This window comes from Okeania sp. SIO2C2 (assembly GCF_010692625.1).
Lineage (GTDB): Bacteria > Cyanobacteriota > Cyanobacteriia > Cyanobacteriales > Microcoleaceae > Okeania > Okeania hirsuta.
Genome location: NZ_JAAHGM010000035.1, coordinates 54,774 through 79,693, shown reverse-complemented (window position 1 = coordinate 79,693; position 24,920 = coordinate 54,774). Strand labels below are relative to the sequence as shown.

General features: G+C 36.5%; 25 protein-coding genes and 2 pseudogenes. 10 read left to right on the top strand and 17 right to left on the bottom strand.

Translation table 11 applies throughout. The features are described from left to right. A partial coding sequence (locus tag F6K18_RS23795) for a hypothetical protein (protein ID WP_287523630.1) occupies positions 1–199 on the top strand: 199 nt, incomplete at its 5' end. 9 nt (positions 200–208) lie between these two features. On the opposite strand, the gene F6K18_RS23790 is transcribed toward F6K18_RS23795, so the two are convergent. The 11 genes from F6K18_RS23790 to hypF all read right to left on the bottom strand — a co-directional run bounded on the left by F6K18_RS23790 (position 209) and on the right by hypF (position 9,875). Then, entirely contained in the window at positions 209–634 is a 426-nt protein-coding gene (locus tag F6K18_RS23790; RefSeq protein WP_287524750.1) for a pentapeptide repeat-containing protein, read from the bottom strand. Then, entirely contained in the window at positions 627–971 is a 345-nt protein-coding gene (gene hypA / locus F6K18_RS23785) for a hydrogenase maturation nickel metallochaperone HypA (protein ID WP_287524748.1), read from the bottom strand. The genes F6K18_RS23790 and hypA overlap by 8 nt, the downstream gene beginning before the upstream one ends. 178 nt (positions 972–1,149) lie before the next feature. Then, positions 1,150–1,905 carry a Uma2 family endonuclease gene (locus F6K18_RS23780; protein WP_287524746.1) on the bottom strand — a complete coding sequence of 252 codons (756 nt, stop codon included), beginning with the start codon at positions 1,903–1,905 and terminating at the stop codon, positions 1,150–1,152. A 45-nt stretch (positions 1,906–1,950) separates the two neighbouring features. Next, positions 1,951–2,268, bottom strand: coding sequence for a hypothetical protein (locus tag F6K18_RS23775; protein WP_287524745.1), 318 nt, complete (start codon positions 2,266–2,268; stop codon positions 1,951–1,953). A 466-nt stretch (positions 2,269–2,734) separates the two neighbouring features. Further along, positions 2,735–3,829 (bottom strand): hydrogenase expression/formation protein HypE, encoded by a 1,095-nt coding sequence (gene hypE / locus F6K18_RS23770; protein ID WP_287524743.1) that lies wholly within the window; start codon positions 3,827–3,829, stop codon positions 2,735–2,737. 96 nt (positions 3,830–3,925) lie between these two features. Then, positions 3,926–4,390: a GNAT family N-acetyltransferase gene (locus F6K18_RS23765; RefSeq protein WP_287524741.1), complete on the bottom strand. Its 465-nt coding sequence runs from the start codon at positions 4,388–4,390 to the stop codon at positions 3,926–3,928. Between the two features lie 74 nt (positions 4,391–4,464). Continuing rightward, on the bottom strand, positions 4,465–4,689 hold the full coding sequence (locus tag F6K18_RS23760; RefSeq protein ID WP_094678699.1) for a 4-oxalocrotonate tautomerase family protein: 225 nt from the start codon (positions 4,687–4,689) through the stop codon (positions 4,465–4,467). Positions 4,690–5,273: 584 nt separating this feature from the next. Next, a complete protein-coding gene (hypD, locus tag F6K18_RS23755) occupies positions 5,274–6,446 on the bottom strand; it encodes a hydrogenase formation protein HypD (protein ID WP_287524737.1) in 1,173 nt (390 codons plus the stop codon). 459 nt (positions 6,447–6,905) lie between these two features. Further along, complete coding sequence (locus tag F6K18_RS23750) at positions 6,906–7,172, bottom strand: HypC/HybG/HupF family hydrogenase formation chaperone (protein ID WP_287524735.1); 267 nt, start codon at positions 7,170–7,172, stop codon at positions 6,906–6,908. 118 nt (positions 7,173–7,290) lie between these two features. Next, positions 7,291–7,410 (bottom strand): hypothetical protein, encoded by a 120-nt coding sequence (locus tag F6K18_RS37365; protein ID WP_375341344.1) that lies wholly within the window; start codon positions 7,408–7,410, stop codon positions 7,291–7,293. A 14-nt stretch (positions 7,411–7,424) separates the two neighbouring features. Next, a complete protein-coding gene (gene hypF / locus F6K18_RS23745) occupies positions 7,425–9,875 on the bottom strand; it encodes a carbamoyltransferase HypF (RefSeq protein ID WP_287524734.1) in 2,451 nt (816 codons plus the stop codon). 140 nt (positions 9,876–10,015) lie between these two features. Between hypF and F6K18_RS23740 the strand changes: the two are divergent. Together F6K18_RS23740 and F6K18_RS23735 are read left to right on the top strand one after the other, a co-directional pair. Further along, positions 10,016–10,223, top strand: a pseudogene (locus tag F6K18_RS23740) (hypothetical protein). A gap of 103 nt (positions 10,224–10,326) precedes the next feature. Then, positions 10,327–11,715, top strand: coding sequence for a phosphotransferase (locus F6K18_RS23735; RefSeq protein WP_287524732.1), 1,389 nt, complete (start codon positions 10,327–10,329; stop codon positions 11,713–11,715). Between the two features lie 273 nt (positions 11,716–11,988). On the opposite strand, the gene F6K18_RS23730 is transcribed toward F6K18_RS23735, so the two are convergent. Next, a complete protein-coding gene (locus tag F6K18_RS23730) occupies positions 11,989–12,126 on the bottom strand; it encodes a hypothetical protein (RefSeq protein ID WP_287524730.1) in 138 nt (45 codons plus the stop codon). 887 nt (positions 12,127–13,013) lie between these two features. On the opposite strand from F6K18_RS23730, the gene F6K18_RS23725 reads away from it, so the two are divergent. Next, positions 13,014–13,361, top strand: a complete 348-nt coding sequence (locus F6K18_RS23725; RefSeq protein WP_287524729.1) for a hypothetical protein — start codon at positions 13,014–13,016, stop codon at positions 13,359–13,361. A 229-nt stretch (positions 13,362–13,590) separates the two neighbouring features. Here F6K18_RS23725 and F6K18_RS23720 read toward each other — a convergent pair whose 3' ends face one another. Next, positions 13,591–14,418 (bottom strand): hypothetical protein, encoded by an 828-nt coding sequence (locus F6K18_RS23720; protein ID WP_287524727.1) that lies wholly within the window; start codon positions 14,416–14,418, stop codon positions 13,591–13,593. A 193-nt stretch (positions 14,419–14,611) separates the two neighbouring features. Between F6K18_RS23720 and F6K18_RS23715 the strand changes: the two genes are divergently transcribed. Both F6K18_RS23715 and F6K18_RS23710 read left to right on the top strand, forming a co-directional pair. Continuing rightward, positions 14,612–15,679 (top strand): RNA-guided endonuclease TnpB family protein, encoded by a 1,068-nt coding sequence (locus tag F6K18_RS23715; RefSeq protein WP_287524725.1) that lies wholly within the window; start codon positions 14,612–14,614, stop codon positions 15,677–15,679. Positions 15,680–16,090: 411 nt separating this feature from the next. After that, positions 16,091–16,219, top strand: coding sequence for a hypothetical protein (locus F6K18_RS23710; RefSeq protein ID WP_287524723.1), 129 nt, complete (start codon positions 16,091–16,093; stop codon positions 16,217–16,219). 716 nt (positions 16,220–16,935) lie between these two features. Here the strand turns inward: F6K18_RS23710 and F6K18_RS23705 are convergent. Both F6K18_RS23705 and F6K18_RS23700 read right to left on the bottom strand, forming a co-directional pair. After that, positions 16,936–17,751: an SDR family oxidoreductase gene (locus F6K18_RS23705; protein WP_287524722.1), complete on the bottom strand. Its 816-nt coding sequence runs from the start codon at positions 17,749–17,751 to the stop codon at positions 16,936–16,938. Positions 17,752–18,320: 569 nt separating this feature from the next. Next, a pseudogene (locus F6K18_RS23700) lies at positions 18,321–19,314 on the bottom strand (IS5 family transposase). A 97-nt stretch (positions 19,315–19,411) separates the two neighbouring features. Here F6K18_RS23700 and F6K18_RS23695 point away from each other — a divergent pair. Together F6K18_RS23695 and F6K18_RS23690 are read left to right on the top strand one after the other, a co-directional pair. Continuing rightward, entirely contained in the window at positions 19,412–19,678 is a 267-nt protein-coding gene (locus F6K18_RS23695) for a hypothetical protein (protein ID WP_287524721.1), read from the top strand. 923 nt (positions 19,679–20,601) lie between these two features. Further along, positions 20,602–22,116, top strand: a complete 1,515-nt coding sequence (locus F6K18_RS23690; RefSeq protein WP_287524719.1) for an alanine/glycine:cation symporter family protein — start codon at positions 20,602–20,604, stop codon at positions 22,114–22,116. Between the two features lie 316 nt (positions 22,117–22,432). Here F6K18_RS23690 and F6K18_RS23685 read toward each other — a convergent pair whose 3' ends face one another. Further along, positions 22,433–22,585: a hypothetical protein gene (locus F6K18_RS23685; protein ID WP_287524718.1), complete on the bottom strand. Its 153-nt coding sequence runs from the start codon at positions 22,583–22,585 to the stop codon at positions 22,433–22,435. 20 nt (positions 22,586–22,605) lie between these two features. Here F6K18_RS23685 and F6K18_RS23680 point away from each other — a divergent pair, with 20 nt between their 5' ends. Together F6K18_RS23680 and F6K18_RS23675 are read left to right on the top strand one after the other, a co-directional pair. Continuing rightward, complete coding sequence (locus F6K18_RS23680) at positions 22,606–23,034, top strand: universal stress protein (protein ID WP_287524716.1); 429 nt, start codon at positions 22,606–22,608, stop codon at positions 23,032–23,034. 391 nt (positions 23,035–23,425) lie between these two features. After that, positions 23,426–23,587, top strand: a complete 162-nt coding sequence (locus F6K18_RS23675; protein WP_161564424.1) for a hypothetical protein — start codon at positions 23,426–23,428, stop codon at positions 23,585–23,587. Between the two features lie 602 nt (positions 23,588–24,189). On the opposite strand, the gene F6K18_RS23670 is transcribed toward F6K18_RS23675, so the two are convergent. After that, a complete protein-coding gene (locus tag F6K18_RS23670; RefSeq protein WP_287524714.1) occupies positions 24,190–24,681 on the bottom strand; it encodes a peptidoglycan-binding domain-containing protein in 492 nt (163 codons plus the stop codon). Between the last annotated feature and the right edge of the window lie 239 nt (positions 24,682–24,920).

Sequence of the window (24,920 nt, the reverse complement as noted above, 5' to 3'; positions counted from 1 at the left end):
TCTTCCCATAATTATTGTCCTCATATTGCTGGCTATTCTATTCCACTATTTTAGTTGTGGAGCGTCCAGAACGTCTATTTTTGGCTGTCTGTTTTTAACGATCGCTTGTTTTTGGTTGTCTGTTTTTTGCGTTGGCGGAGCAAGTGCGGCAGCTATATCGCTTGTCTTAGCAAGAGTAACTTTTGACTGGCTATTCTAATGCACCATTTTACAGGATAACTAATCCAGGAACTAAAATTAAAATTTGAGTATTTTTAGGGATTAAAATACTTGTTGTGTAGAGGCAAGTTATAGTTGTAAGAAATCCTAGTAGTGCGGAGAGAAACCATGTCACAACAAGCAATAAAGTTATCCAATAATTTTGCAATCCAGTTTTAACCCTACAAAACTTTGCACCTTTAAGATTAGCATTTGTAAAATCTGCTCCTCTAATATCCGCACCACTAAAATCTGCTCCCGAAAGGTTTTGTCCTCTCAGAGATTCACCCCTGAGTTTTACCCCTTGGAAATTTCTTTCACCTTCTCTATATCGCCTCAGTAATTCACTAGCTTTCATTGCATAATATTTGACAGTTATTTTTCCGAGCTTCCAAATATAATCAGGACTTACTTTTTTACCCTTGATATTAAACACATAATTCTTCTACTTCCATTTCCTTAATTTTCAGTTCTTGACCTTGAATAATATCTATTTCCACACTATTACAAACATGACAAATACCAAATGGTTGCTCTAGAGAAAATTCTGCTCCACATTGACGACATTTTCCTAAACCTGGAATTTTGATAATTTCTAAAGTTGCCCCTTCTAAAACAGTACCTTTACTACAAACGTCAAAACAAAATTCAATCGCATCAGACATAATGGCAGAAAGTTCGCCTATTTCTAAGGTGACTCGTTTGACTAATTTTTCCTGAGCATTTTCAGCAACTATGGCAACAATATTTTGAGTGATTCCTAATTCGTGCATATTTACAAATTTTTTCCAGTTTTTCAGGTAATTTTTAAATTAAAAGTTAGAAGATAGGGAGAGAATTTTCAGTCTCAAAAATTCAGTTCCAGACTATTTATATTTACTGATGAAAAAAACTATTTTCTCTATCCCAAAAAAATATTAGTAGTAAGCGATCGCTCACCACATTTTTTAACTACAAAACTTCATCAGGATTAATACCTCTTTCCCTGAGAATTTCTGCTAGTCGGTCAGCACGTTGTTTTTCCTGTTCAGCACGTTGTTTCTCCTGTTCTGCTCGTTCATCTCCAGTTAATAGAATATTCTCCGAATCATCACACCAGCGCAACCAATCATATTCTTTTCCTTCAAAAATACCATGCCAAATTGTTAAACCCAATCCCACTTGAGACAAATAGAAATTTCCTAGATCTACATAACTATTACCTCGTAATTCATATACTCGTAAAATAGTTTCCCCAAGTTGTTTTAGTGGGTCAAAAACGACATAATAACCAACCCCTGCAAAAGCATAATCTTGTAATTTACTACCCAACTCATTACCGATTTTATTAGAGACAATTTCGATAGCTACTTCTGGAGGTTTGCCAAAATACCAAACAAAATAAGAACGATTCTGTTTTTGACTCCAATCTTCCGGTACTTGGACTCGTAAACTTAAAATAATGTCTGGTACAAGTTGTGGTATTTTTTCACTGTAAAAAAGCCCGACATTCACAGTTGCTAAAAATGGTAAGTCTGTTTGAAAAGAACTGTATAAAGTAGTTGTTAATAATCTTTGTTGTTTCTCAGTAATTAAATTATCCACAGGAGTATCATCCTCAGTAATAACATCACTAATATCTGGTTCTACAAATTCAAAATCTTCTGGTTGATTTTTGAAACTTTTGGGGGATGATTCAATATTTGTTTGTGTTGATAATGTAGACATAATTTTTTTCCTTATTTGTGATTAAATCAAAAGAGAAAATTCTAATCAATTAGATTCTTTTCGACTGCAAAAATTTTCAGGTTTTACAGACTGCCACAAAGCATCAACTTCATCAGATGTATAAATCTCTTCAGTTGTTAATTCCACAAAATCTTGTAAACGACGATTTAAAAAAGTTCTAGCAACTTTAATTATTTCTGCTTCTGGATAATTAGAATGAACCCAAATATTAACTTCAAACGAATTTATTCCCCCTGACTGGAGCAAGAACTTAACTAGATGATACTTACCGGAAAATCCGGAGCGCTCTTGATACTTATTAATTTCTATAATCTCAATTTTAGCATCAAAAAAAGTTTTCATGTTCTTTAAATATTCACGTTTTGAGCTTCAAAAATTGATATTAATATAATGTCCGGTTGAATACTTAATACCAAATTGATAAATGTTTACTACAAATATCTAGGGTATTTATTATGAGTCATAAGTCAGGAGTCAGGAGTCATAATGAATTTATTTAATACCATTTTTAGGGTTTAAATCATCTTTTTTTGTCAAAGGAATATCTCCTGCATTTGTCTTTTTATCGCTCTTACTATTCGTAACATTCTTTTTTCAAATTGGTATAACACTTTGGAGGAAGGAAGGCAGAAGCAAAAGAAAGGTTCAAAGGGAAAAGATTTTTTGATCAACCGTCAAAGTTTTTAGCCTATAAAATCTTACTTTTAACTTCCATGAATGGGAGGGTTTGGTTTCCAAACCCCTACAAAATTTCCATCATCTGTACATCCGTGAAAAAATCCTTGTCTTGCTCTTGTCTTGCTCCTTCCTAACAAATTCTTGGCAGTTGGTCTCCGACTAACATATCTACAATACGCTCGGTGCCAAAAGTAGTTTGCAACAACAAAATTCCCGGAGGAGAAACAATAACTTCGCCCACAATAGCAGCATCAATACCCGCAGGATGAGATTTCATTGCTGCTAAAACAAATTCCGCCTTTTCTCCCGGAACCACTGTCACTAACTTACCTTCATTCGCAAAATATAAAGGGTCGAGACCGAGAATTTCACAGACTCCCTGTACCTCCTCCCGTACTGGTAGAGAAGATTCAAAAAGTCGTATCCCTACTTCCGAACTCATGGCAAATTCATTTAATACTGTTGCTACACCCCCACGGGTAGCATCTCGCATCGCCCTAACTTCCGGACAAACATCCAGAATAGTATCCACCAAACCATTCAAAGGTTGAGTATCGCTTTTAACTTCTGTTGCCAGAGCTAAGTCTCCACGAGCGATCGTTATTGCTGCTCCGTGGTCGCCAAGATAACCATTTACAATAACGGCATCCCCTGGTTGGAGATTTTGGGCAGAAATAGAAACGCCGGAGCGAATTACACCCACCCCCGCAGTATTGATAAATAATTTGTCCGCAGCACCTCGGTGAACAACTTTTGTGTCTCCAGTAACAATTTTCACTCCAGCAACATCTGCTGCAACTTTCATACTTTTTGCTATTTCTCGCAGGGAGTCAACGGGAAAACCTTCTTCAATAATCATTCCGCAGGAGAGATACAGAGGTTTTGCTCCACTCATCGCTAAATCATTAACTGTACCATTGACTGCCAGTTCGCCAATATTGCCTCCGGGAAAAAAGATGGGGTCAACTACATAAGAGTCGGTGGTAAAAGCAAGTCTGTCTCCTTGAGCGGTGAGAGTTGCTAGGTCAAATGTTGCTTGGTCTTCGAGTTGGGAGAGGGTAGAGTTGTCGAAGTTGTGGACAAAAATATCTTCTATGAGGTCACGCATTGCTTTACCACCGCTACCATGGGCAAGGTTAACGTTGGTGTCGCGTACTTTTGTTGGGCGACGTCGCGCTTGTTCGATTTTTTTAAATAAAGGATGTTGAGCAGGTTCGTTAGTCATTCAAACTGGTTATTTTATCTGTTTTTTTAATGTTCAATTAAATTATTTAGGTTGAGTTTCGGAGACCTCAACCCAACCACTCTATTTACTTCTTACTTATTCAATATTCAGCCGACATAATCTCACTTCTTCTATAATAGAAGCTCCCATTTTTTCGTAGAATTGAATACCATGAGAATTGTGAATATTGACAGTCCAATCAATTCTACCGCAACCTGTTTCTTCAGCTATTTGGCGCAGACGAATTATTAAAGCTTTACCGATTTTTTGCCCTCTATATTCAACCTTCAAATACAAATCGTCTAGCCAAATACCAGGTTTTGCTAAAAAGGTGGAATAAATTCTATGATAACTAGCAAAACCTACAACATTACCTCCTACTTCAGCTAATAAAATAGAAGTTAGGGGTTTTGAGCAGAATAAATCTTGCTTTAATTGCTCGCTTGTTGCTTTTAAAGATTCGGGGCAACCGTCAAATTCTGCTTTTAAATACAGCAGTTCCATTATGGTTTTTATGTCACTGGGAACTGCATCTCTGATTACTATTTCTTGATTCAGCATAATTTTTAGACGGTAATTTTCAAAGAATTAATTGCTTACTTTTTCAAATTAACCGTCAACTTTTACCAGACAAATTAACTATTATTTTCTACTTTTTCTGCATGACGACCGGGATGTTTATCAATATGAAGTTGACCGCCGACTGCCCAATTTTCTCGACTAAATTCGTCGATATGAACTGTCACCCATTCTGGCTTTGTTCCTAAAGTAGAAACTACAGTATCAGTTACAGCTTTTGCTAGTTTGCGTTTTAATTCAACCGAATGACCGTCAGCAATTTGGATAGTTATGAATGGCATGATTTTTTCCTCCTATTTTATTAATATATATAGAACCCTTATTGAATATATTGGACCAATTACCAAAAGTAATGCTATACTTGGGCTACACTTCAGCTATTAAATCCCACATTCCGCACGACAAACATACTACAGTACCTTTTTCCACGAAGATGGTGGAACACAGATTCTAATATTAAGAATTATAGTCAATAGTTAATGTAGTATGTATTTATACTTAAACCTTGCTCGTAATGCCTATCATGTAAAAATCTGAGCAATAAATACCTGACACTACAAGCTAGACCTGCGGAATGTCGGTTAAATAATTAATACAAATATAATAAAATTTTCGCTAATTTTAGTCAATTTAATATTAGTTATTATTATTTTTACTTCTCCCCAACTCCCCTACTCAAGAAAGTGTAGAAAAGTTTTTGATAAATGGTATTAGACATCTCTATAAAAGAGGGGGCAGGGAGTAGGGAGTAGGGGAAAGAATTGATAATTTATGTGCGATAATTGATTTGATTTTTGATTATTGGAGATGTCTATTTGATATTAAAACTAAATTACCTTATCTTCTTCCCTCTTCCTTCTTATGCTTATTTCATATTAAAACTAAATACCTTATCTTCTTCCTTCTTCCTTCTTTCCTCTTCCTTCTTAAACAACCTTCCATATTTATAATAAGCAGCACAAGCACCTTCAGAGGAAACCATACAAGTGCCGATCGGATTTTCTGGAGTACAAGCAGTACCAAATACTTTACATTGCCAAGGTTTCAAAACACCTTTGAGAATTTCCCCACATTGGCAAGCTTTAGCATCAGCAACTTTTTTGTTAGGCACACAAAATTTAATTTCGGCATCAAAACAGCCATAAGCATCAGTAATTTTTAACCCAGACTCAGGAATGTCTCCTAAACCACGCCACTCAAACTTTTCTCGCACTTCAAATACTTTCGCCATTGCTTCCAGTGCTACCTTATTCCCGCCTTCTTTCACCACCCGACTATATTGGTTTTCTACCTCGCAACGACCTTCTAACATTTGCTGTAACAACATCCAAATAGATTGCAGAATATCCAGAGGTTCAAATCCTGATACCACTAAAGGTTTCTGATATTTTTCGGAAATTATGCGGTAGGGTTGAGTACCAATAACCATACTCACATGACCAGGTCCGACAAAACCTTGCAATTCTAAATCTGGGTTACTCAATAATGCTTCTAAAGCAGGTACAACTAAAACGTGATTACTAAAAATACTAAAGTTTTCAATACCTTCCGTTTCTGCTTGCAAAATAGTTAAAGCTGCACTGGGAGCAGTAGTTTCAAAACCTAAACCAAAGAAAATAATCTCTTTGTCTGGATTTTCCCTAGCTATCTTCAAACTATCCAAAGGAGAATAAACCATCCGAATATCTGCACCTTGAGCTTTCGCTTGCAACAAACTTTTTTGAGAACCAGGCACCCGCATCGCATCGCCGAAAGTAGTAAAAATAACATTGGGTTTTTCCGCCAGAGCGATCGCATCATCTAATCTACCCCGTGGCATTACACAAACTGGACATCCAGGGCCATGTATTAGTTCGATATTATTAGGTAAAACTTCCTCAATGCCATATTTGAAAATAGAGTGAGTGTGACCGCCACAAACTTCCATGATTTTGAGTGGGCGATCGCTACTGTATCCTAATTTTTGACTGAGTTCATCAATTTCTTTAACTAAACCTTGTGCTTTGTGGGGGTCGCGAAATTCTTTAACGTATTTCATATATTTTCTCCTAATATAAATAAATAAAATTGAAATCTCGTATAAAACACCGTAGGTTGGGTTAAGCGGTAGCGCCACCCAACAAATATCTATAGCAGTGAACAGCGAAAAGTCGTAAAAGTAGATTTTTAGGGAACAGGGAATGGGAAATACCGAAGTAATAAAATTGTCACATCTGATTTCTGATTGCTATATATACATATAGATAATGGGGTTGCACATTATGGAATGATATCGCCAAAAATTAGTTTAGACTTTGACTCAAAAAACCATTAATTAATCATTCTAGGAATTATCAAATCCAAAATCATTTTCATCAAAAACCTAAAATAATTCGTCACTGTGCAACTCCTAAATAATAGATATCCTGCTTCTTTCTGCTTCAACCCAACCTAATAATAAATAATAAATATATAGACCAAATATGTTGGGTTTCGCGGACTCAACCCAACCTACGTTTTAATTCATCACCGCAGCAACTTCCTGCAATAATTTTAAAGTTTCTGCTGCCTCTTCTTCATCCAAACGGTTCATGGCAAAACCAACATGAACTAACACCCAGTCACCAACACAAGATTCAACCGGATGTTCCTCATCAACAATACAGGCAATATTAACCTCTCGTTTCACCCCACTAATATTAACTGTTGCCAATTTATTGACAATATCCGTTATTTCAATAATTTGACCAGGAATTCCTAAACACATTTTTCTTAAATTAATCAACGTTTAATTAAAATTAAAACAAATTTTTTTATCCATTTTTGAGTTGCTAGAGAGTGCATCAATATAGTGTAGGTAAAATTAAAATATTACCTCCCTACTCCCCTACTCCCCTGCTCCCCTACTCCCTACTCCCTGCCACAGCAATAACAACTTGACCCAGAGATAAACCACTATCATTAGGTGGAACTTGACTGTGAGTCAAAACTTCCAACCCCATTTTAATTAGACGATCGCTCACTAATCAAAATTTTTTCAAATCCGCGCATCCGTGGCAAAATCCTTGTCTTGCCCTCCCATTCTAGCCGCAGCAATAACAACTTGACCCAGAGATAAACCGCCATCATTAGGTGGAACCTGACTGTGAGTCAACACCTCCAACCCCATTTTAATTAGACGATCGCTCACTCCAGAAAGCAACAACTTATTTTGAAATACCCCACCGCTCAAAGCCACTTGATTAAACTCACAACTCTGATGTAACTCAGCCACCATCTCAGAAATAGCGATCGCTAATCCTTGATGAAACTTCGCTGCCATCAGAGCTGGAGAAGCACTTTGTTTTATGTCTATCAGTAAGGATTGCCACATCGACTGTGGCACCAGATAAGTAAGAGGGAATTTACTATCTTTATCTAACTTGAGCATATTAAATTGATAACCTTCTATTTCTTTAGCATCATTTAATAAATACTCTGTTGCCAAAGCCTCCAAATTTATCGCTGCTTGGCCTTCATAACTACAAAATTCTCGGCAAATTCCAATCGCAGCAGCCACCGCATCAAATAACCGCCCGCAAGAAGAAGCTAGGGGAGAATTAATCCCTTTTTCCATCATTTGATTAAGAGTGGCTAGAGGTTTTGTTTGGAAAAAATTAAATAATTCTAAATCTTCGTAATCCTTAAGAAAATCTAAACCAAAAGCAGTTACTAAATGAGCATAAGTATTGCGCCAAGGTTGATAAATAGCTTTTTCTCCCCCAATCATTGCCACAGGTTTAAAAGTTCCTAAACGTTCAAACCCACGATAATCTGCCAATAAAAATTCTCCACCCCAAATACTTCCATCTTCTCCATAACCCAACCCATCCAAAGCAATTCCTAAAACTGGATTTGAATCAATATCTAAACCATTTTCTGCCATAGAAGCTGCAATATGACTATGATGATGCTGCACTTCAATCAATTTTAAATCATTAACTACAGCCAAATCTTTTCCTAGTTTTGTTGATAGATATTCTGGGTGTTTATCTACAACAATTGTATTCGGTTCAGCCTCCAATAAACCTAAAAAAAGATTCAAAGTTTTTTCATAAGCTGTAGCAGCTAAATTATTTTCCAAATCCCCAATATGTTGAGACAAAATAGCCTGCCCATTACGCAATAAACAAAAGGTATTTTTCAACTCACTTCCCATGGCTAAAATCGGAGAAATATTTGCAAATCCTGAGGGTAAATTAATCGGTGCTGGCGCATAACCACGAGCGCGACGTAACACTTGTGGAACTTTCTTAATAACTCGTACTACCGAATCATCAACTCGATTAAAAATAGGGCGATTATGTATTAGAAAATAATCAGCAATTTCTGATAGTTTCTCCCGCGCTTCTTCATTATCAATACACTGAGGTTCGTCAGAAAAATTGGCACTTGTTAATACTATGGGAACATCCAAACGACGCAAAGCTAAATGATGCAATGGCGTATACGGAAGCATAAAACCCAAAGTATTTTGTCCGGGAGCAACACTAGGTGCTAACTGTTGTCCAATAGTTTTCTGCGGCAACACAATAGGAGCAGCAACACTAGGTGCTAACTGTTGTCCAATAGTTTTCTGCAACAACACAATAGGAGCAGCAACACTTTCCAATAATTTCTGTTCCGCATCAGTAATATGACAATATTCAGAAATTACCTCTATATCTCGCGCCATCAAAGCCAGAGGTTTGTCCGGACGGCGTTTGCGATGACGTAACTTTTGCACCGCCTCCTCATTAGTGGCATCGCAGGCAAGATGAAAACCCCCTAACCCTTTAATAGCAACTATCATACCCCGTTGAACAAGAGTACAGACCGCATCCACATCATCCAACATTGAAAACATATCAGCAGTTACAGGTTTACCATCCGCTCTTTCTAACCAAGCTTTCGGTCCGCAAACATGACAAGCGGTAGGTTGAGCGTGGAAGCGACGGTTAAGTGGTTCGGAATAGTTTTCCTGACATTCCGGGCAAAGGTGAAAATCTGCCATAGTAGTATTTTGGCGGTCGTAAGGTAATTTTTTGATAATACTCAGACGAGGTCCGCAGTGCGTACAATTGGTGAATGGGTAACGATACCAGCGACTCATGGGGTCGAATATTTCGCTTTTGCACATCGAGCAGGTGGCAGCATCGGGAGCTATTTGGGTACAAACTGTATTGGTGGTGCTGGAGGCAATGATAAAATCCGCGAAATTTTGTTTGGGGAGTTGGTGTCTGGTTATGGTTTCGATGTTTGCCAGGAGAGGGCGTTCAGAATGAATTTTTTCAATAAATTCGTCAATGGTAGAGCGATCGCCCACAACTTTGATTAGTACACCTTGTCCATCGTTACTAACTTCACCGCGCAACCCTAATGTTTTAGCAATGCGGTAGACAGTAGGGCGAAAACCGACACCTTGTACAGTGCCATAAACTCGAATTTCTTCTGCTATTATTTCAGACATTATGGATAAATTCAAAATTCAAAATTCAAAAGTCAAAAGTAAGATTTTAGAGGTTTTCAACCTCAACTTTCTCAAAAGATACCAAATGGGTTCTATCATAACTGATAAAATTGATTTGGTATGATGAAGTCTGAAAAATTATGACATTTAATGATGTAGTAGAAATAATCAAAGGTCTTTCGACAGATGAAAAGGAAGAAATTCAATTGTTGTTAAAACAATACATCCGGGAAGAAAGACGCAACAAAATTTATAGTAATTTCAAGTTGGCTCAAGTTGAACAACAAAAAGGAGAACTGAAGTTTTTCTTCAAATGTTAACGAATTCAGGAAACTCATAGAGAAATAATTGTGGAATTAAGTTTTAGTTTTTCGTTTAAACCTGCCTTAAAAAAGTTTGATTTATAATAGTCAATAAAGTTTGTATGCTATATGTGAAAATGATTAAATTCTTGTCAAGAATAAATTGGATATTCAACAGATTTTTCCAGCGTTGGAAATTTCATTTCTATGCAATTTTACCTCATCCCACTGAAGCTAAAATTTTGATGCTATCCGATGACGAAAATAGTTGGTTTCTACCCAATAGTTGTATAAATGAAGATATACACCCTAGTGAATTTGCAACTATTCAAAAAGTAATAGAACAAGAACTTGGAATTTCGGCAAACATTTTATATTACGCTCATAATTATGACGATAAATCTAAATGTGAAATTCACACAATATATGTACTGGAACATAATTATTTGATAAAAGAGCTTATAGAAAAATTCAAAGATGCTTCTTGGGTTGACCTTGAAACTTTGAAAAATATATCTCTAAAATTACCAGAACATAAATCAGTTATCCAAGAATATTTAACAGAAATTGAAATTAGTGAAATTCCAGAACTACGTCCATCTTGGGCTAGAAAAGGTTGGTTATACTCTGCAAAAAAATGGATTGAAGAGCAATTATTAGAATTAAATTATCAACAACTTTCTCCCGTAGAATGTATCAAAAGTTGGGGGATATCTTGTGTATTGCAGGTTAAAACCACAGCCGGAAATATTTATTTCAAGCAAGCTTCTACACTACCTCTTTTTTGCAACGAACCATTAGTCACAACCGAATTAGCAAATTTATTTCCCGAAAATATTCCTACGGTCCTTAGTATCAATTCTGAGCATCATTGGATGTTATTAGCTGATTTTGGAGAACCTATTGGTAGAAATTCATCCATTAAGTTGCAAAAAAATGTTTATCGTTTACTTGCTCAAATACAAATCAAATCAATTCAGCATATTGATAATTTATTGAATATCGGATGCTTAGACCGACGTTTGGAAAAATTATCGACTCAAATAGATGTTTTATTTAACGATAAAAATGTTCTATCTCAATTCAAAGAAACTGAAATTCAGAAACTACAAACACTTGCTCCACATCTGAAAAACTTATGTTCTCAACTGGCAGAATATAAAATACCTCAAACATTAGTTCATGGAGACTTGCATTTAGGAAATGTTGCTTTGTATAACAATAAATATCTCATTTTTGATTGGACAGATAGCTGTATTTCTCATCCTTTTTTTGATATGTTTCCATTATTTTTTATACAGAAGAAAAATCCTTTTTTCTCGCCCTTAAAAAGTTTGCGATATGAATACTTAAGCCAATGGGAAATTTATGAATCAAAGCCGCGTTTATTAGAAGCTTGGAAATTAGCAAAGCCCTTGTGTGCTTTACATCATGCCGTTACCTATCAGCATATTACTGCCTGTTTAGAACCGAGGGCAAAACAAGAGTGTAATGCTCTGCCTTATTTTCTGCGACAACTTTTGAAATGCAAAATTTAATAATGCGGTAATAATAGAGAGAAAAACGACACCTTGTACAGTACTATAGATGCAAATTTGCTCTGCATATTTTAGAGATTAAAGCTGACTGCTGAATGCTTACCGAAATATTTTGGTTTAAAGCCTCCCCTTTTAAGGGGATAATAAATGAAAATTTTCCTTTGAGTCAATCCTCTTCTTTTCAAGGAGAGGTAATTCTAAATTCGCGCATTCTAAATTCTAAATTCTTGAAGACTAACTTATTTAATTTTTTCCGAAAGTCCAGTTATAAATTTAGAAAAATCTTTTGTCGTTATAACTAACTTGACAAGAACTTCCTTTTGCTTTTGTCATTAGATTAATAGCTTCATTTAAACTTGTTGAGGGTGTGAGAATACAGGGAGAAAAAATAATACTTTTATCTATATTCATAAATTTACATCTAGAGCAAAAATTGTACAGATAATTTTATCTGGTACATATAATTTTATCTGATAGTATGATGGCTGAACTTTCAGAAAAAATATAGTAAAATAAAATTAGGCTTAATTTATTATATAGCGTTTCTCAAGCTAATGAGGTATTCATTAATTGATAATTGATAATTACCTCTGGTTAAAACCGCTACGGAATTGAATATAAGGAAATATTATTTCTTCACAGGAGTCGATTGGATATGGTTAGGAAACCCATCCATCCCACCCTTCGGGAAGCTGCGAAGAGCGACCGCTTTTTCCCCTTAAAAGGGGAGGCTTTAAACCAGAATCATTTAATTATTAATTATTAATTATTCGGCAAGCATTTCCTGCGGAATGCTGCGCAAACAGCTATTAGCAATAATACTCTATCTTATGGGATAGTGTTTAAATTAAAATAGGCTTTAAGGGCAAGGAAACCAACTTTTGTAGTAAGACAATTAATAGAGCTTTTATCCTAAATTAAAAGCAATAGCTGATAGCTGATAGCTGACCGCTGAATGCTTACATGAGGTACAGTTGTTGTTCTTATTTTCTACTCCTCATTATCCTATCTTTTCTACTCCCTACTTTCTAAAACAAAGGAATTTTGTACCTCACCAGTAGACATCTCCAATAATAAAAAATAAAATCAATTATCCTACATAAATTCTAAATTCTTCCCCTCCTGGGAGGGGGAGGGGCGAGGGGTGGGTTCCCTACTCCCTACTCCCTACTCCCTCATTTGGAGGAGATGTCTAGTGTAGGAATTGCTATATATTGTAGCTTTTACCTGAAAATGCTAGTCCATGAAAGAAACTATACAGATATAATATTAACGGCATTCCTAAAATCTGAAAAACTATGACTGACAAATTTAAGAGTTTTCTTGCACTAGCAAAGCAGAGGTACAGAATAACACTTACTTCTGTTGAGCAACAGTTATTAAAGGCTATTGTTAAAGGAGAGGTAGCTGATTATCAAGTTAAATCCCCAGAACTTATTTTGCTTAAGGAACAGTTAGATTTAGAACTGTTAAAAGAACAGTTAAAAGGGTTAGAAGATGTAGAAAATTTAGAAGATTTGGAAGATTTAGACTTAGAAAAGTTAAAGGAGTTAGAAAAGTCAGAACATCCAGAACAGTTAAAACAGTTATTAGCAGCGATCGCTAAAGAAAAGGAATTTAATAATCCAGCTACAGCACAATCATAGGGAGAAAAGCGGATATTATCGGCTAAATTTATTGAGTGGTTATGTACAGATGCAGTTACTTTTGCACTCCACCTTGAGAATTGATGATCTTTGGAAACGCTTGAGTTAGACAACACCTTTCACTGCTCGACACTGGCAACTATCATAGAAATGATCAGTATCCCAAGCTTTCAAACTACAACAGATGGAGACGTTAGCTCTCCACTAAAAGAATTCTGACGATTCTAATTCAATCATCAATGGGTCCTTCTAAAGACCATCTTTTCTTGGGTAATAATAAATTATCAGTACAACAATCTTGGCGTAAGTCATGATACCAATTTAGGGCATTTTTCACATGCAAGTCATTCCATTGTAGATGAGAACTTTCAATATTCAACTTCACCTCATTCAATGAAGTGAACAACCAAATGACAGTTTTGTAAATTGAGTCAAAAACAACTGGACTGAAAGAATTTTCAACCTTGTCAGGCCCTAGTAAAACCTCGAAAAGATAAGACCATCCAAAAATAGTCATACTGATAGGTCCAGTAATTATAGCCATGTCTGAGGAATAGCAATAGTTCAATAACGCTCTGTTTTTAGCTTTCATTGCTATTTTTGTATATTCAATTGCAAAGCTACAGGAACTGTTAAAACTGATAGTTGCAGCACTCTCATTTAAAGCTGAACGACAATTGCCTATGTAATAGTCAATGATAGCTAATTTACATTTATCGTCAGCCAAATTCTCATCTAAGTTACCTTTTGCTCTATAAAATTCATCTTTAGCTTTTTCATAGGATTGAAGAACCCCAGACTTACTTCTATCATTATCTGAGGCATCTTCAAGGTGTAGAAGTGCAGTCTTAAAAGGACCACCTATTAATTTATCCAGTTTCTTAGATATTTTGTCTTCTTTCTCGGAAATAGATACCCCAAAAGCAATGAGAAGATTGGCAAAACTCACTAAATCTGACTTGTCTGTTTTGTTAAAGCTTTCATCATTTCTCAGACGTTGATTTGCCAAGAAAATGATGACAAATTTGGCAATCTCTACTGTTAAATTAGCGTCCATCTGCTACCCCTTGAAATAAATAATTCTAAATTAAAATTGTACCACAACTGCGATATAATACTAAGTTCAAATAATTACACAAATTAAATATTTACTGTGATATACTAGATTTATATCTAACTTATTAACAATATCTGAAGCAGCAGAATTCATGGGAGTATCAACAAATAAAAGAAGCAGCTGACTACTTAAAATGAAATCAATCAAGACTAAACTCAAAGTCAATAACAAACAAAAAACACTGCTCGCTAGACACGCTGGTGTGGCTCGTCATGCATATAACTGGGGATTAGCTACTTGCATTTCTGAGTACGAATCAACCAAGAAACGCCCTAGTGCTATCAGTTTGCATAAGCGTTTAGTAGCTGAAGTTAAATCAATTAATCCTTGGTACTATGAGGTATCTAAATGTGCCCCACAACAAGCATTAAGAGACTTAGAAAGGGCATTTAAAAACTTTTTAACTATCCCTAAATTTGGATTCCCTAAATTTAAGAAAAAAGGGAAAAAAGACAGTTTCTATCTTGAAGGAAGTATTAAAATTCTTCAAGGAAACTACATAAAACTACCAAGAATAGGAATAGTAAAAACTTATGAAATCTTACCCACTGTACCAGTAAAAAATGTCACAATATCAAAAAGAGCAGATCATTGGTACATCAGTTTTAAATATGACTATCAAACAAACCCTACTGCAAAAGGACAAAATATTATCGGTGTAGATGTTGGTATAAATACTCTAGCAACTTGCAGTGATGGAACGAAATTTGCGAACGTCAAAGCCTATAAGCAAGCCAAAAAACGACTAACTCGTTATCAACGCCGTGTCAACAAAAAAGAGCCTGGTTCCAGAAACAGAGCCAAAGCGGTAAAAAAACTAGCCAAAGTTCACAAGAAGGTAGCCGATCTTAGAGCAGACACACTCCATAAACTTACGACATGGTTAGCTAAAAACCACAGCACCATTATAATTGAGGATTTAAATGTGAGTGGTATGCTCAAAAACCACAAACTAGCAAGTGCAATAGCAGATTGTGGCTTTTATGAGTTTAAGCGCCAGCTAACATACAAGTGTGAGTGGTACGACTCAAAGTTAGTAATAGCTGATAGATTTTATCCAAGTTCTCAGTTGTGTTCTCATTGTGGGCATCAACAGAAAATGCCATTACATAATAGGACTTACGAATGTACAGCTTGTGGTTTTACTGCTGACAGAGACTTTAACGCTGCTGTCAATTTGGAAAACTATATACATCAGTAGCTTGAGTTCCAAGCGATTTTAAGCCTGTGGAGAAGATAAGTTACAGACTGCGGTCAGTGGTCTTCAGTGAAACAGGAAGCTAGCTCCAAAGCTCAAGATGTTATTTTGGGTCAGTTTGGATAAGTTTAGTAGAACGGTGAAGTAGATTTAACAGCAGCAAATATTAAAAGAAATCTCAACAATCAGTCCATATATTGAAAATCAAGGAACTGAAGATCAAAAAACTAACGACAATAAAAAGATTGATATAGACTATCCAGAATTTAACTTCTGGTTATATTCATTAGACACATTCATCCCCATAGTTGACCTACATCAACAAACATATTGGCTGCCAAATTCTCAAAAAGGTCAAGAAATTCCATTAATATTATTCAAAGTAAAAGCAGGTCGCTTATTAAGATGGTACTTATGGGTTCACATAATCTTTGGTTGGATATTAACATCTCTCTGGGTAGCAGGTTTCAGTGGTTTAGTTCGTGGTTAGGGAAGAAGGCAGAAGCCAGAAGGCAGAAGTTACAGCATATTTCAGGCAAATGAGGTACAGGTTAAATGATGAAAACATTGTAGTGCGGGCATCTTGCCCGCGACTAGTTACCTCACGCTTAGTGGTTTAGTTCGTGGTTAGGGAAGAAGGCAGAAGGCAGAGGGCAGAAGGCAGAAGTTACAGCATATTTCAGGCAAATTGCGATAAAACTACGTTTTGCTGACGCAATAGAACTCCGTTCCACTTCGCGATAAAATTACGTTTTGCTGACGCATAGCTCCGCTAAACGCTGACGCGATCGCACTCCCACTCACTTTTTCTGATTATTTTTGTTAATTCATCTTAATCAGCACCTACGCAGAGCTAATCACTTACTTCAAAAATACACCAAAATTTCCTTCAAATCAATACTGATATATTCCTTACATATCAATACTTTTGAAGGATGGCCTCCAAAAGCGCGATCGCACCCTTTTTACCCCTATTTTTCCCCCTAAATAGCTCATTTGAACTTTTTTGGGAAAATTCAGTTTAAATTCAAAATATATTTTACAAAAAATATAAGCTTAACTAATATCCACTTTTTTTGACCCACTGTTGGACAGAAATTGTCCATTCTTTACCGAATAATTAAGGTAAAATTCTTTTCCTTTAAAGGAGAAACAAGAAAAAATTTTCCCTACCCCGTCAATCCTCTCCTTGAAAAGAAGAGGTAATTATTAATTATTAATTATTAATTATTAATTGTTGAACCCCTACTTCCTACTCCCTATTTTTTGGAACTATCTAAAGTTTGAATCACAATTAAATCCATATACCACTGAATTATTGGCCCCAATAAACTATGAAGTTTATCCAGCAAAGTCATTTCTAAACCAGGAGCGATCGCAAAAGTTTTCTTCTTCATTCCCCGCACAATTTCAACAGCCATATCTTCTGCACTCCAGACTCCAGAAGTTGCAGTAATACGTTTAGTTTCTAAAGGCTTGGTTTTATTCTCTTCCTCCAACTGTGGCGTATCTGTATCTGGCGGATAAACTACAGAAACAGAAATTCCAGACAATTTCAACTCTCCACGCAGGGACTCTGCCAAACCTCTAATTGCAAACTTACTCGGGCAATAAGGAGTATAACCATAAATTCCAATCAAACCAGCACCAGAAGAAATCATCACAATATGCCCTTTTTTTTGTTGTTCCATCATTGGTAAAACTGCCCGCACGCAATAGAGAGAACCAAAATAATTAATTGCCATGGTCTGCTCAAAAATTTCTATTGGCAACTCTCGAAAATAACCAGGGTGAGAAATACCAGCAGCAGTAATCAACAAATCTGGCGTACCTATTTCTTTGACTGCTTGATGTATAGCAGTTTCTGTTGCTTCCCGGTGCGCAACATCTGTGGGAATAGTAATAATTTTTTGTTCTGGGTTAACAATAGTAGCAGTTATTTCCGCTTTTACTGCCTCCAGTTTTTTCGGGTTACGAGCAATAATTGATATATTGCTTCCTTCTTTAGCAAGTAGTTTAGCTATTTCTTTACCTATACCACTAGAACCACCCGTGATAATTGCGTGTTGCCACATAATTTTCAAGTAAACCTCGATCGAATGGCGTTGCTGAATTAGTGTATGATATTAATTTTAATTATTTAGGAGTCAGGAGTCAGTAGAGGCAAACGGCCGTTTACCCGTACAGGAGTCAGGAGAAAGAAAAGTGCTTTTCCTGAAATTAAGTAAAGACAACATCTAATTTTGCCATCTTTGAATGACTCTTAATTTACCTAAATTATAATATCATGTCCGGATAATAACGCGATAGAACTCCGTTCTGCTTACGCGACCAAAAAACTTTCTCCTTCTTTTTTCTTCCCTCCTGACTCGGTCCTCCTCGGTCGTTATTTATTTTATAACTGTTCAACCGGACATGATATTACTGATTTCGTTCCTCAAATCACCAATGCCGATAAAATTAAATTTTACCATAGTTTCAAAGACAGTATTTAAGACTAAAAATTATAGTAGAAGAAATCAGGAAAAATAAAAAATCTGGTGTTGTCTGAGTTTTAAGCTTTTGATGGGGTTTGTTGCATGAAAGTAGCGATTCGCTCCGCGATCCGTTCCGGAATCGCAAAAAACCCCTATGGTGGAGTGAACTAGATTTCAACTTTGTAGCTCTTTGACTTACCATTTTGAATCATGAGGTTGAGCATGGCACATTGTATGAATAATTCCACTTCCTGACTATCGAATTTTCCTCGTCGTAACTTGCCTCCAAACATCACTTTCAGCCTAAACATTGTGGTTTTCCTACCGAATGCTTCCCTACGGGATGCTACGCAAACGCAAACAGATAGGGAGCGTCGATGGTAGCCACATTCACGTTTCCATTTTTGGCATCCTAATTTTCTGATTCTTCTGAGGTTCTCATCTCTGGGATAGGCCCGGGGTATTACAGTTCCCATGCTGACAAATCACAGCATTTTTTCGTGAAGGAATTGTCGTTTTTGCTCCTTTGTTACTGGCCTCCTCATAACACTGATATTTGTCATCAGCACCATCACCTGAAACTTGGACGATCTCACCTTCTACTCCATTGAGCAAGTCAGAAAATACTTGGTCATCACTAACATAGTTAGTTGTTACCACAGCGCTAACAATCTCTCCGGTTGCTTCATTTACCCCCAGATGCAACTTACACCAAGTCCGACGCTTACCTACACCATCAACTCTGGTTTTCCATTCTCCCTCACCATATATTTTAACCCCTGTAGAGTATACTACCAGGTGCATGGCCTCTGTTGTTGGCTTCACTGGTATTTCTATGGTCAATTTACTCAAGCGCCGAGACAAAGTGCTATGGTCTGGTACTGGTAAATCTATTTCCATCAAACCAAATATAGATTCTCAAAAACCTTCGGTTTGCCGTCCTGCCAAACTAAACAAAGATCCCAGGGTAGCCATTAGTTCAATAACCACATCACTATAGGTGTTGGATGCTCCCTGACTCCCTGTTTTTTCAAGGTTGAGCCACTGTTCTATCACTTCTTCAGATAGCCAAAATGTTAGACTTCCCCTTTGCTTTAAGGCAGCATTATATTCTGACCAGTTACTTACTCTATAGGAAGACTTGGACTTGGACTTACTCATCTGTACCTAGTTCAGGTTTTTTTACCACTTACTGAATCTTTCTACCGTAATTTCTCCCTTTGTGCAACAAAGCCCTTTTGATGTGTTAAATAGAGTAATGGCAACTGCTATAAATATAAAATCAATAGGTGGTGGTGCATTTTCATTGGTGGTCTATTGTAATTATTTTGCTCAAGGACAAAAACAGTGGGAGCATCTTGCTCCCTTGCTCGTATCTTTCTCCCATGAAGCGCCGTTGTTCATCCCCATCTACCATTATGCGCGCAGGACTATAGCGTTTTTAAATGATATGTCAAATAAGAGTTGGTTATTTACTAACAGTAAAAAGTCCGGGAAACCTTCTTACCTGTTGCCTGTTGTCTAAAAGCTACCAGGTTTTTTACGCAACTCAAATGAAATTACTATATCAATCAATAAATTTGTTCTTTTTGTACTCAATTTGACTAAAATTTATATCGATTTGATTAGAATGACTGTAGTCATAGTAAATCTGATGTAAATAATTAACAAACAAATTAAGTGTAATTTTCCAATTAGTAATTTGTTAATTTAATCCGTCATAGAATAGAACATTTAGAGTGTGACTAAAATTCAATATTTCTTGGTATTCTGACTCTATGAGATTAATTTTTAATCTAGCTGGAATAATTATGAGCGTTAATTTTTACTACTTCTCTATTTTGCCTTTAATTAAGGCTTGCCTACTTATATATAGTAGTATTAAATATCTATTATTATATGAAAAATAAATAAGCATTTTATTTAACCATTTGATCGAACAACAATAGAGTTGTAAAATTCACAAAATAAATCATTTTTCGTAGTCTTGTTCCTCAAAAAAATCTCTTACCGAATAATTAAGGTTTAAAGCCTCTCCTTTAAAGGAGAAAAGCGGTCGATCTTCGGAGCTTCCCTAAGGGTGGGATGGCGTTTTGCTCCGCAACATGTAAAGCGTTAGCGTTTGCGCAGCATGACCATAGGAAAGCTCCTCCGGAGGAGGAAAGAGGCAGTGACTCTATCAAGAGCGGGTCTCCTCGCTGTCCGACCATCGACCAAGAAAAAAGAAAAAATTTTCACACTCCGCGTCAATCCTCTCCTTGAAAAGAAGAGGTAATTGTTAATTATTAATTATTAATTATTAATTATTAATTGTTCCCTATCCCTATTTCCCAATTTCAAGATGTTTTATGTACGACGAAAATCAGACCTCTATATGCCGGAAATATTTGTAAATTCATGGTATAAATGTCTAATTCAACAAAAATGATTAGTAGGTAAAATTAAAATATGAAAAGACAAACTTGGCTATATATACTCCTATTTCTATTAATACCAACTGTTGCCTTAGCCCAAGAACCTGAAACAGGACAGACTTTTATTGAAACCATCGATCAAACCTTTTCAAGTTTCGTAGGTGTAATATTTAATATTCTTTTCTTTAAAATTGGCGGCTTTCCCTTCATAGTTTTATGGTTAATTGTTGGTGCAATATTTTTCACCATCCGAATGCAATTTATTAATATTCGAGCCTTTAAACACGCTATTGATATCGTGCGTGGAAAATATGACGACCCCAACGATCAAGGAGAAGTTTCTCACTTTCAAGCTTTAGCAACAGCATTGTCCGGAACAGTAGGATTGGGTAATATCGCAGGTGTAGCTGTAGCTGTGAGTATGGGTGGTCCTGGTGCCGCATTCTGGATGACAATTGCTGGTTTTTTTGGCATGACCAGTAAATTTGTGGAATGTACTTTGGCTCAAAAATATCGCATTGTTCAACCAGACGGTACTATTTCTGGTGGCCCAATGCGTTATTTGTCGGCAGGTTTAGCAGAAATGGGACAGAGGACTTTTGGCCGAGTGTTAGCTGTGCTATTCTCTATTTTGTGCATTTCTGCTGCTTTCGGTGGCGCTAATATGTTCCAGGCCAATCAGTCTTACGGTGCAGTTGCTAATGTATTGCCAGGTTTGCCTAGTTGGGTTTATGGTTTGGTGCTGGTAGTTTTAGTGGGATTAGTAATTATTGGTGGAATTCAACGCATTGGTATGGTGGCAGGTACTCTTGTGCCTTTGATGTGTTTGCTATATGTTTTGGCTTCCTTATTTATTCTGTTGGTTAATATTACAGAAATTCCTGGGGCGATCGCTACTATTATCTCTGGTGCTTTTGTTCCTAAAGCTGTAGAGGGTGGTATTATTGGCGTGATTATTCAAGGGTTTCAGCGTTCCGCTTTTTCTAATGAAGCTGGTGTGGGTTCGGCAGCGATAGCTCACTCTGCGGCCAAAACTGATGAACCTATTCGCGAGGGTTTGGTAGCACTGTTGGAGCCATTTATTGATACTATTGTGGTCTGTAATATGACTGCTTTGGTAATTGTGATTACTAAGGTATATAGTGCAGATGAATTTGCTGCTTTGCGCGAATCTAAGAAAGGCGCAGAGTTAACTTCTGCTGCTTTTGGTACTGTTTTGGCATGGTTTCCCATTTTATTAGCGATCGCTGTTTTCTGTTTTGCCTTTTCCACAATGATTTCTTGGAGTTACTACGGCGAACGTTGTTGGGATTATTTGTCTGGTGGTAGAGGGTTGATTATTTACAAAATCTTGTTTTTGGTTGCTGCTTTTGTTGGTTCGGTATCTAACCCTTCTTCAGTAATTGATTTTAGTGATGCGACTCTGATTTCGATGGCTTTTCCTAATATCTTGGGGGGCTATTTTTTATCCGTTCAAGTAGCAAAGGATTTACAAAATTATATGGGTCGTCTCAGTAAAGGAGAGATGGACCTGCTAAGTGGGGAGTAGGGGAGTAGGGAGTAGGGACAAAGAATTGATGAATAAGAGTAGGATAATTGATTTTATTAGGACTTACCCACCTCAACATATTTCTGTCCGAAGCGACCGATAGGGTTTGCGGAGCATTCCGGAACGGAAAACAATCTCAAGTCCTAGTTTTTCGTACCTCATGGGTAAGTCCTGTTTATTTTTGATTTTTGGAGATGTCTAATGTCGTAATAGTCCAGGTAATACCGTTTCAAGGAAGTTAGAGCATCTCTAGACATCTGCAGAAAAGAGGGAACAGGGAACAGGGAACAGGGAACAGGGAAGAATAATTGATAATTTATGGATAAGAATTGATTTTATTTTTAATTTTTGGAGATGTCTTCTGGATAAGAGCGTGATAAAAAAACTTTCTCTTTCTTCTTCTTTCTTCCCTCCTGACTCCTGACTCCTGACTCCTAACTCCTAAGTAATTAAAATTAATATCATACACTAATTCAGTAACGCCAGATAATGAATATATTTTCCAAAAATTCTGTACTTGTGCCCATAGATTTTTCCGATGAATCTGTTGAGGCGATCGATGTAGCTCTAGAATTTGTTCGAGATCCTTCTTATTTATGGATTCTTCATGTATTACCTTGTCTTAATCCTGCTGAACCAGGAGTAAGGTGGCATACTGTAGATGACCAGAGTCGCAAACAGCACACCGAAAAGGTATTTCACGAACGGATTCAAGGTGCTAAATATGAAGGTATTAATTTTCGTGTGGCCATCGGAACTCCTAGCTCAGAAATTTTGGACTATGCTCAGGAAAAAAAAGCAGAGTTGATTGTCATTCCCTCCCAAGGAAATAGTGGTCTTGGTCGATTTTTACTAGGATCGGTTGCTGAACGAATTGTCAGGTATTCTCATTGTCCTGTTTTAGTTCTACGAAATTGATATACTCTCTGGTAGTCAGACAAGGAGATTCTTCTGAAAGCAGGATTCTTGGTTTGCGCTCCGCAAGGGTACGCCAAGATTTAGTCCACTTATAGCAAGGAATGAGTTAGTTAGGACATAGACTAACAATGAACCTTAGACAGGGAAATATTTTTCTCACTATTGCCTGTTACCTGCCATAACATAAAATTGGCTGCTTAAGAGCAAGGCTTTAGACATAATTTTTCGGTAAATTAAAAACCAGATTTTACCTTCAATGAGAAAAATCTGCTTTCTTTAAATTTTAATTTATTATTTATTAACTTTAATTAAGAGGACTAACCTAAATGATTAGTCAGGAGATTACAATAATTATATAGAGTTATCTTTATCAAATAGGGGAGTAGGAAATATGTTAAGAACTCCTACATTTCATGTCAATCAATACCAAACACTATTCCAACATCTCAAGCAAATTATTCTCTATTGGCTGAAATCTTTTTGGAAATTTAGTCTATTTTATGGTAAATATACTGCCTCTCCACCTTGGCAAAAAACTATGAATATTAGCTGATGAAAATTCACTATAGTTTTCAAGGTCAGTTTATTGGCTAGATAGCTAGGTGTTTAGAGCGGTTAAATACCTCGATCACTTTCGATTTTTGGAGTAAACATCAACTCTCCCTTCTAGGAGCTTTCTAGGAGGAGGCTTTATACTCAAATTATCAATCAGCCAGATTATCAATAACCTTAATCATTTTCAGAGCTTTATATTAGGTTCCAAGCTTTCTGTTAAGATTCTATTGGTTAGTATTACAGTTTCTGGGTAAAACAACTAAATACTTTTGATATATGAGATTGGGTATTTTAGGGATACTTATATTTAGATGAACAGGAGCAATTGGTTTGGAGTATTGCTCCTGGAATTAACTATTAATCTTGAAATGCTTTGAGGTTAAAAGCTCTGATGTTTTATTATTTGAGTAACCGTTCTACTAAACTTACCCAAACTTACCCAAAAGCATATGAGCAGCTGTGGAGTTAGCTCCCTGTTTCCATGAGAACCACTGACCGCAGTCTGTAACCTTATTCTTTCCATAGACTTAAAATCGGCGATAACTCCACCTACTCATTTTTTACCCTCATCACCATTAGCAATGAAGCTAAATTTTATTTTTAATAGAAACCTAAAGCTGCTCTAGTGTGACGTCCAACAATTCCATCTGGCCTTAAGCCATGATCGCGTTGGAATGCTTTAACTGCATATTTAGTCTTAGGCCCAAAATAGCCAGTTGCACGATGATGATGAAAATAGCCCATCATTCCTAATTGGTGTTGCAACTTGGATACTTTATGTCCACGACTACCATAGCTCAAATAATATCCACGATGACGGCGATGTCCCTTATAAGAAGCATGACGATACTTGGGACGATAATAACCTTTGCCATAATGGCGAGCGTGACCATAACCACTGCAAGGGTTCTTATAGTGACATGCAGCAGCAGAATTAGCAGTCGCGCTAATAGCACCTAGAATAGTAGCAGCTGATAGAAGACTCATCATACCTAATGTAGAGAACTTTTTCCAGTTCACTCCTTCAAAGGTAGGCTCAACTATAGAACTTTCTTCGGCAGTAGCTAGATGGGAATATGCTAGTGTTTCCATAACTCCTCTGATGAGTAATGTTTTACAACTTTTTTTTATAAGTGTCTTACCCACTTGCCTTATAGCGTTTTGGGTTTCTTTTGCAGTGCGACACTCAAAAAAAGGAAATTTAATTTTGGTAGAGCCTTAATTTAGGCTGTTAACAACCAAGGAAATCTGATGATTTCCCTGGTTGCATTACTAAGCTACCATGTTAGGTAGATTATTTATGCAGAATATTCAAAAAAATTTAAAAGTCC

What these genes read in the sequence shown, in the direction of transcription:
- hypA (WP_287524748.1), bottom strand. Translation starts at nt 971, where the DNA reads ATGCACGAATTAGGAATCACTCAAAATATTGTTGCCATAGTTGCTGAA.
- F6K18_RS23780 (WP_287524746.1), bottom strand. Translation starts at nt 1,905, where the DNA reads ATGTCTACATTATCAACACAAACAAATATTGAATCATCCCCCAAAAGT.
- F6K18_RS23775 (WP_287524745.1), bottom strand. Translation starts at nt 2,268, where the DNA reads ATGAAAACTTTTTTTGATGCTAAAATTGAGATTATAGAAATTAATAAG.
- hypE (WP_287524743.1), bottom strand. Translation starts at nt 3,829, where the DNA reads ATGACTAACGAACCTGCTCAACATCCTTTATTTAAAAAAATCGAACAA.
- F6K18_RS23765 (WP_287524741.1), bottom strand. Translation starts at nt 4,390, where the DNA reads ATGCTGAATCAAGAAATAGTAATCAGAGATGCAGTTCCCAGTGACATA.
- F6K18_RS23760 (WP_094678699.1), bottom strand. Translation starts at nt 4,689, where the DNA reads ATGCCATTCATAACTATCCAAATTGCTGACGGTCATTCGGTTGAATTA.
- hypD (WP_287524737.1), bottom strand. Translation starts at nt 6,446, where the DNA reads ATGAAATACGTTAAAGAATTTCGCGACCCCCACAAAGCACAAGGTTTA.
- hypF (WP_287524734.1), bottom strand. Translation starts at nt 9,875, where the DNA reads ATGTCTGAAATAATAGCAGAAGAAATTCGAGTTTATGGCACTGTACAA.
- F6K18_RS23730 (WP_287524730.1), bottom strand. Translation starts at nt 12,126, where the DNA reads ATGAATATAGATAAAAGTATTATTTTTTCTCCCTGTATTCTCACACCC.
- F6K18_RS23725 (WP_287524729.1), top strand. Translation starts at nt 13,014, where the DNA reads ATGACTGACAAATTTAAGAGTTTTCTTGCACTAGCAAAGCAGAGGTAC.
- F6K18_RS23720 (WP_287524727.1), bottom strand. Translation starts at nt 14,418, where the DNA reads ATGGACGCTAATTTAACAGTAGAGATTGCCAAATTTGTCATCATTTTC.
- F6K18_RS23715 (WP_287524725.1), top strand. Translation starts at nt 14,612, where the DNA reads ATGAAATCAATCAAGACTAAACTCAAAGTCAATAACAAACAAAAAACA.
- F6K18_RS23710 (WP_287524723.1), top strand. Translation starts at nt 16,091, where the DNA reads ATGGGTTCACATAATCTTTGGTTGGATATTAACATCTCTCTGGGTAGC.
- F6K18_RS23705 (WP_287524722.1), bottom strand. Translation starts at nt 17,751, where the DNA reads ATGTGGCAACACGCAATTATCACGGGTGGTTCTAGTGGTATAGGTAAA.
- F6K18_RS23695 (WP_287524721.1), top strand. Translation starts at nt 19,412, where the DNA reads ATGGCAACTGCTATAAATATAAAATCAATAGGTGGTGGTGCATTTTCA.
- F6K18_RS23690 (WP_287524719.1), top strand. Translation starts at nt 20,602, where the DNA reads ATGAAAAGACAAACTTGGCTATATATACTCCTATTTCTATTAATACCA.
- F6K18_RS23680 (WP_287524716.1), top strand. Translation starts at nt 22,606, where the DNA reads ATGAATATATTTTCCAAAAATTCTGTACTTGTGCCCATAGATTTTTCC.
- F6K18_RS23675 (WP_161564424.1), top strand. Translation starts at nt 23,426, where the DNA reads ATGTTAAGAACTCCTACATTTCATGTCAATCAATACCAAACACTATTC.
- F6K18_RS23670 (WP_287524714.1), bottom strand. Translation starts at nt 24,681, where the DNA reads ATGGAAACACTAGCATATTCCCATCTAGCTACTGCCGAAGAAAGTTCT.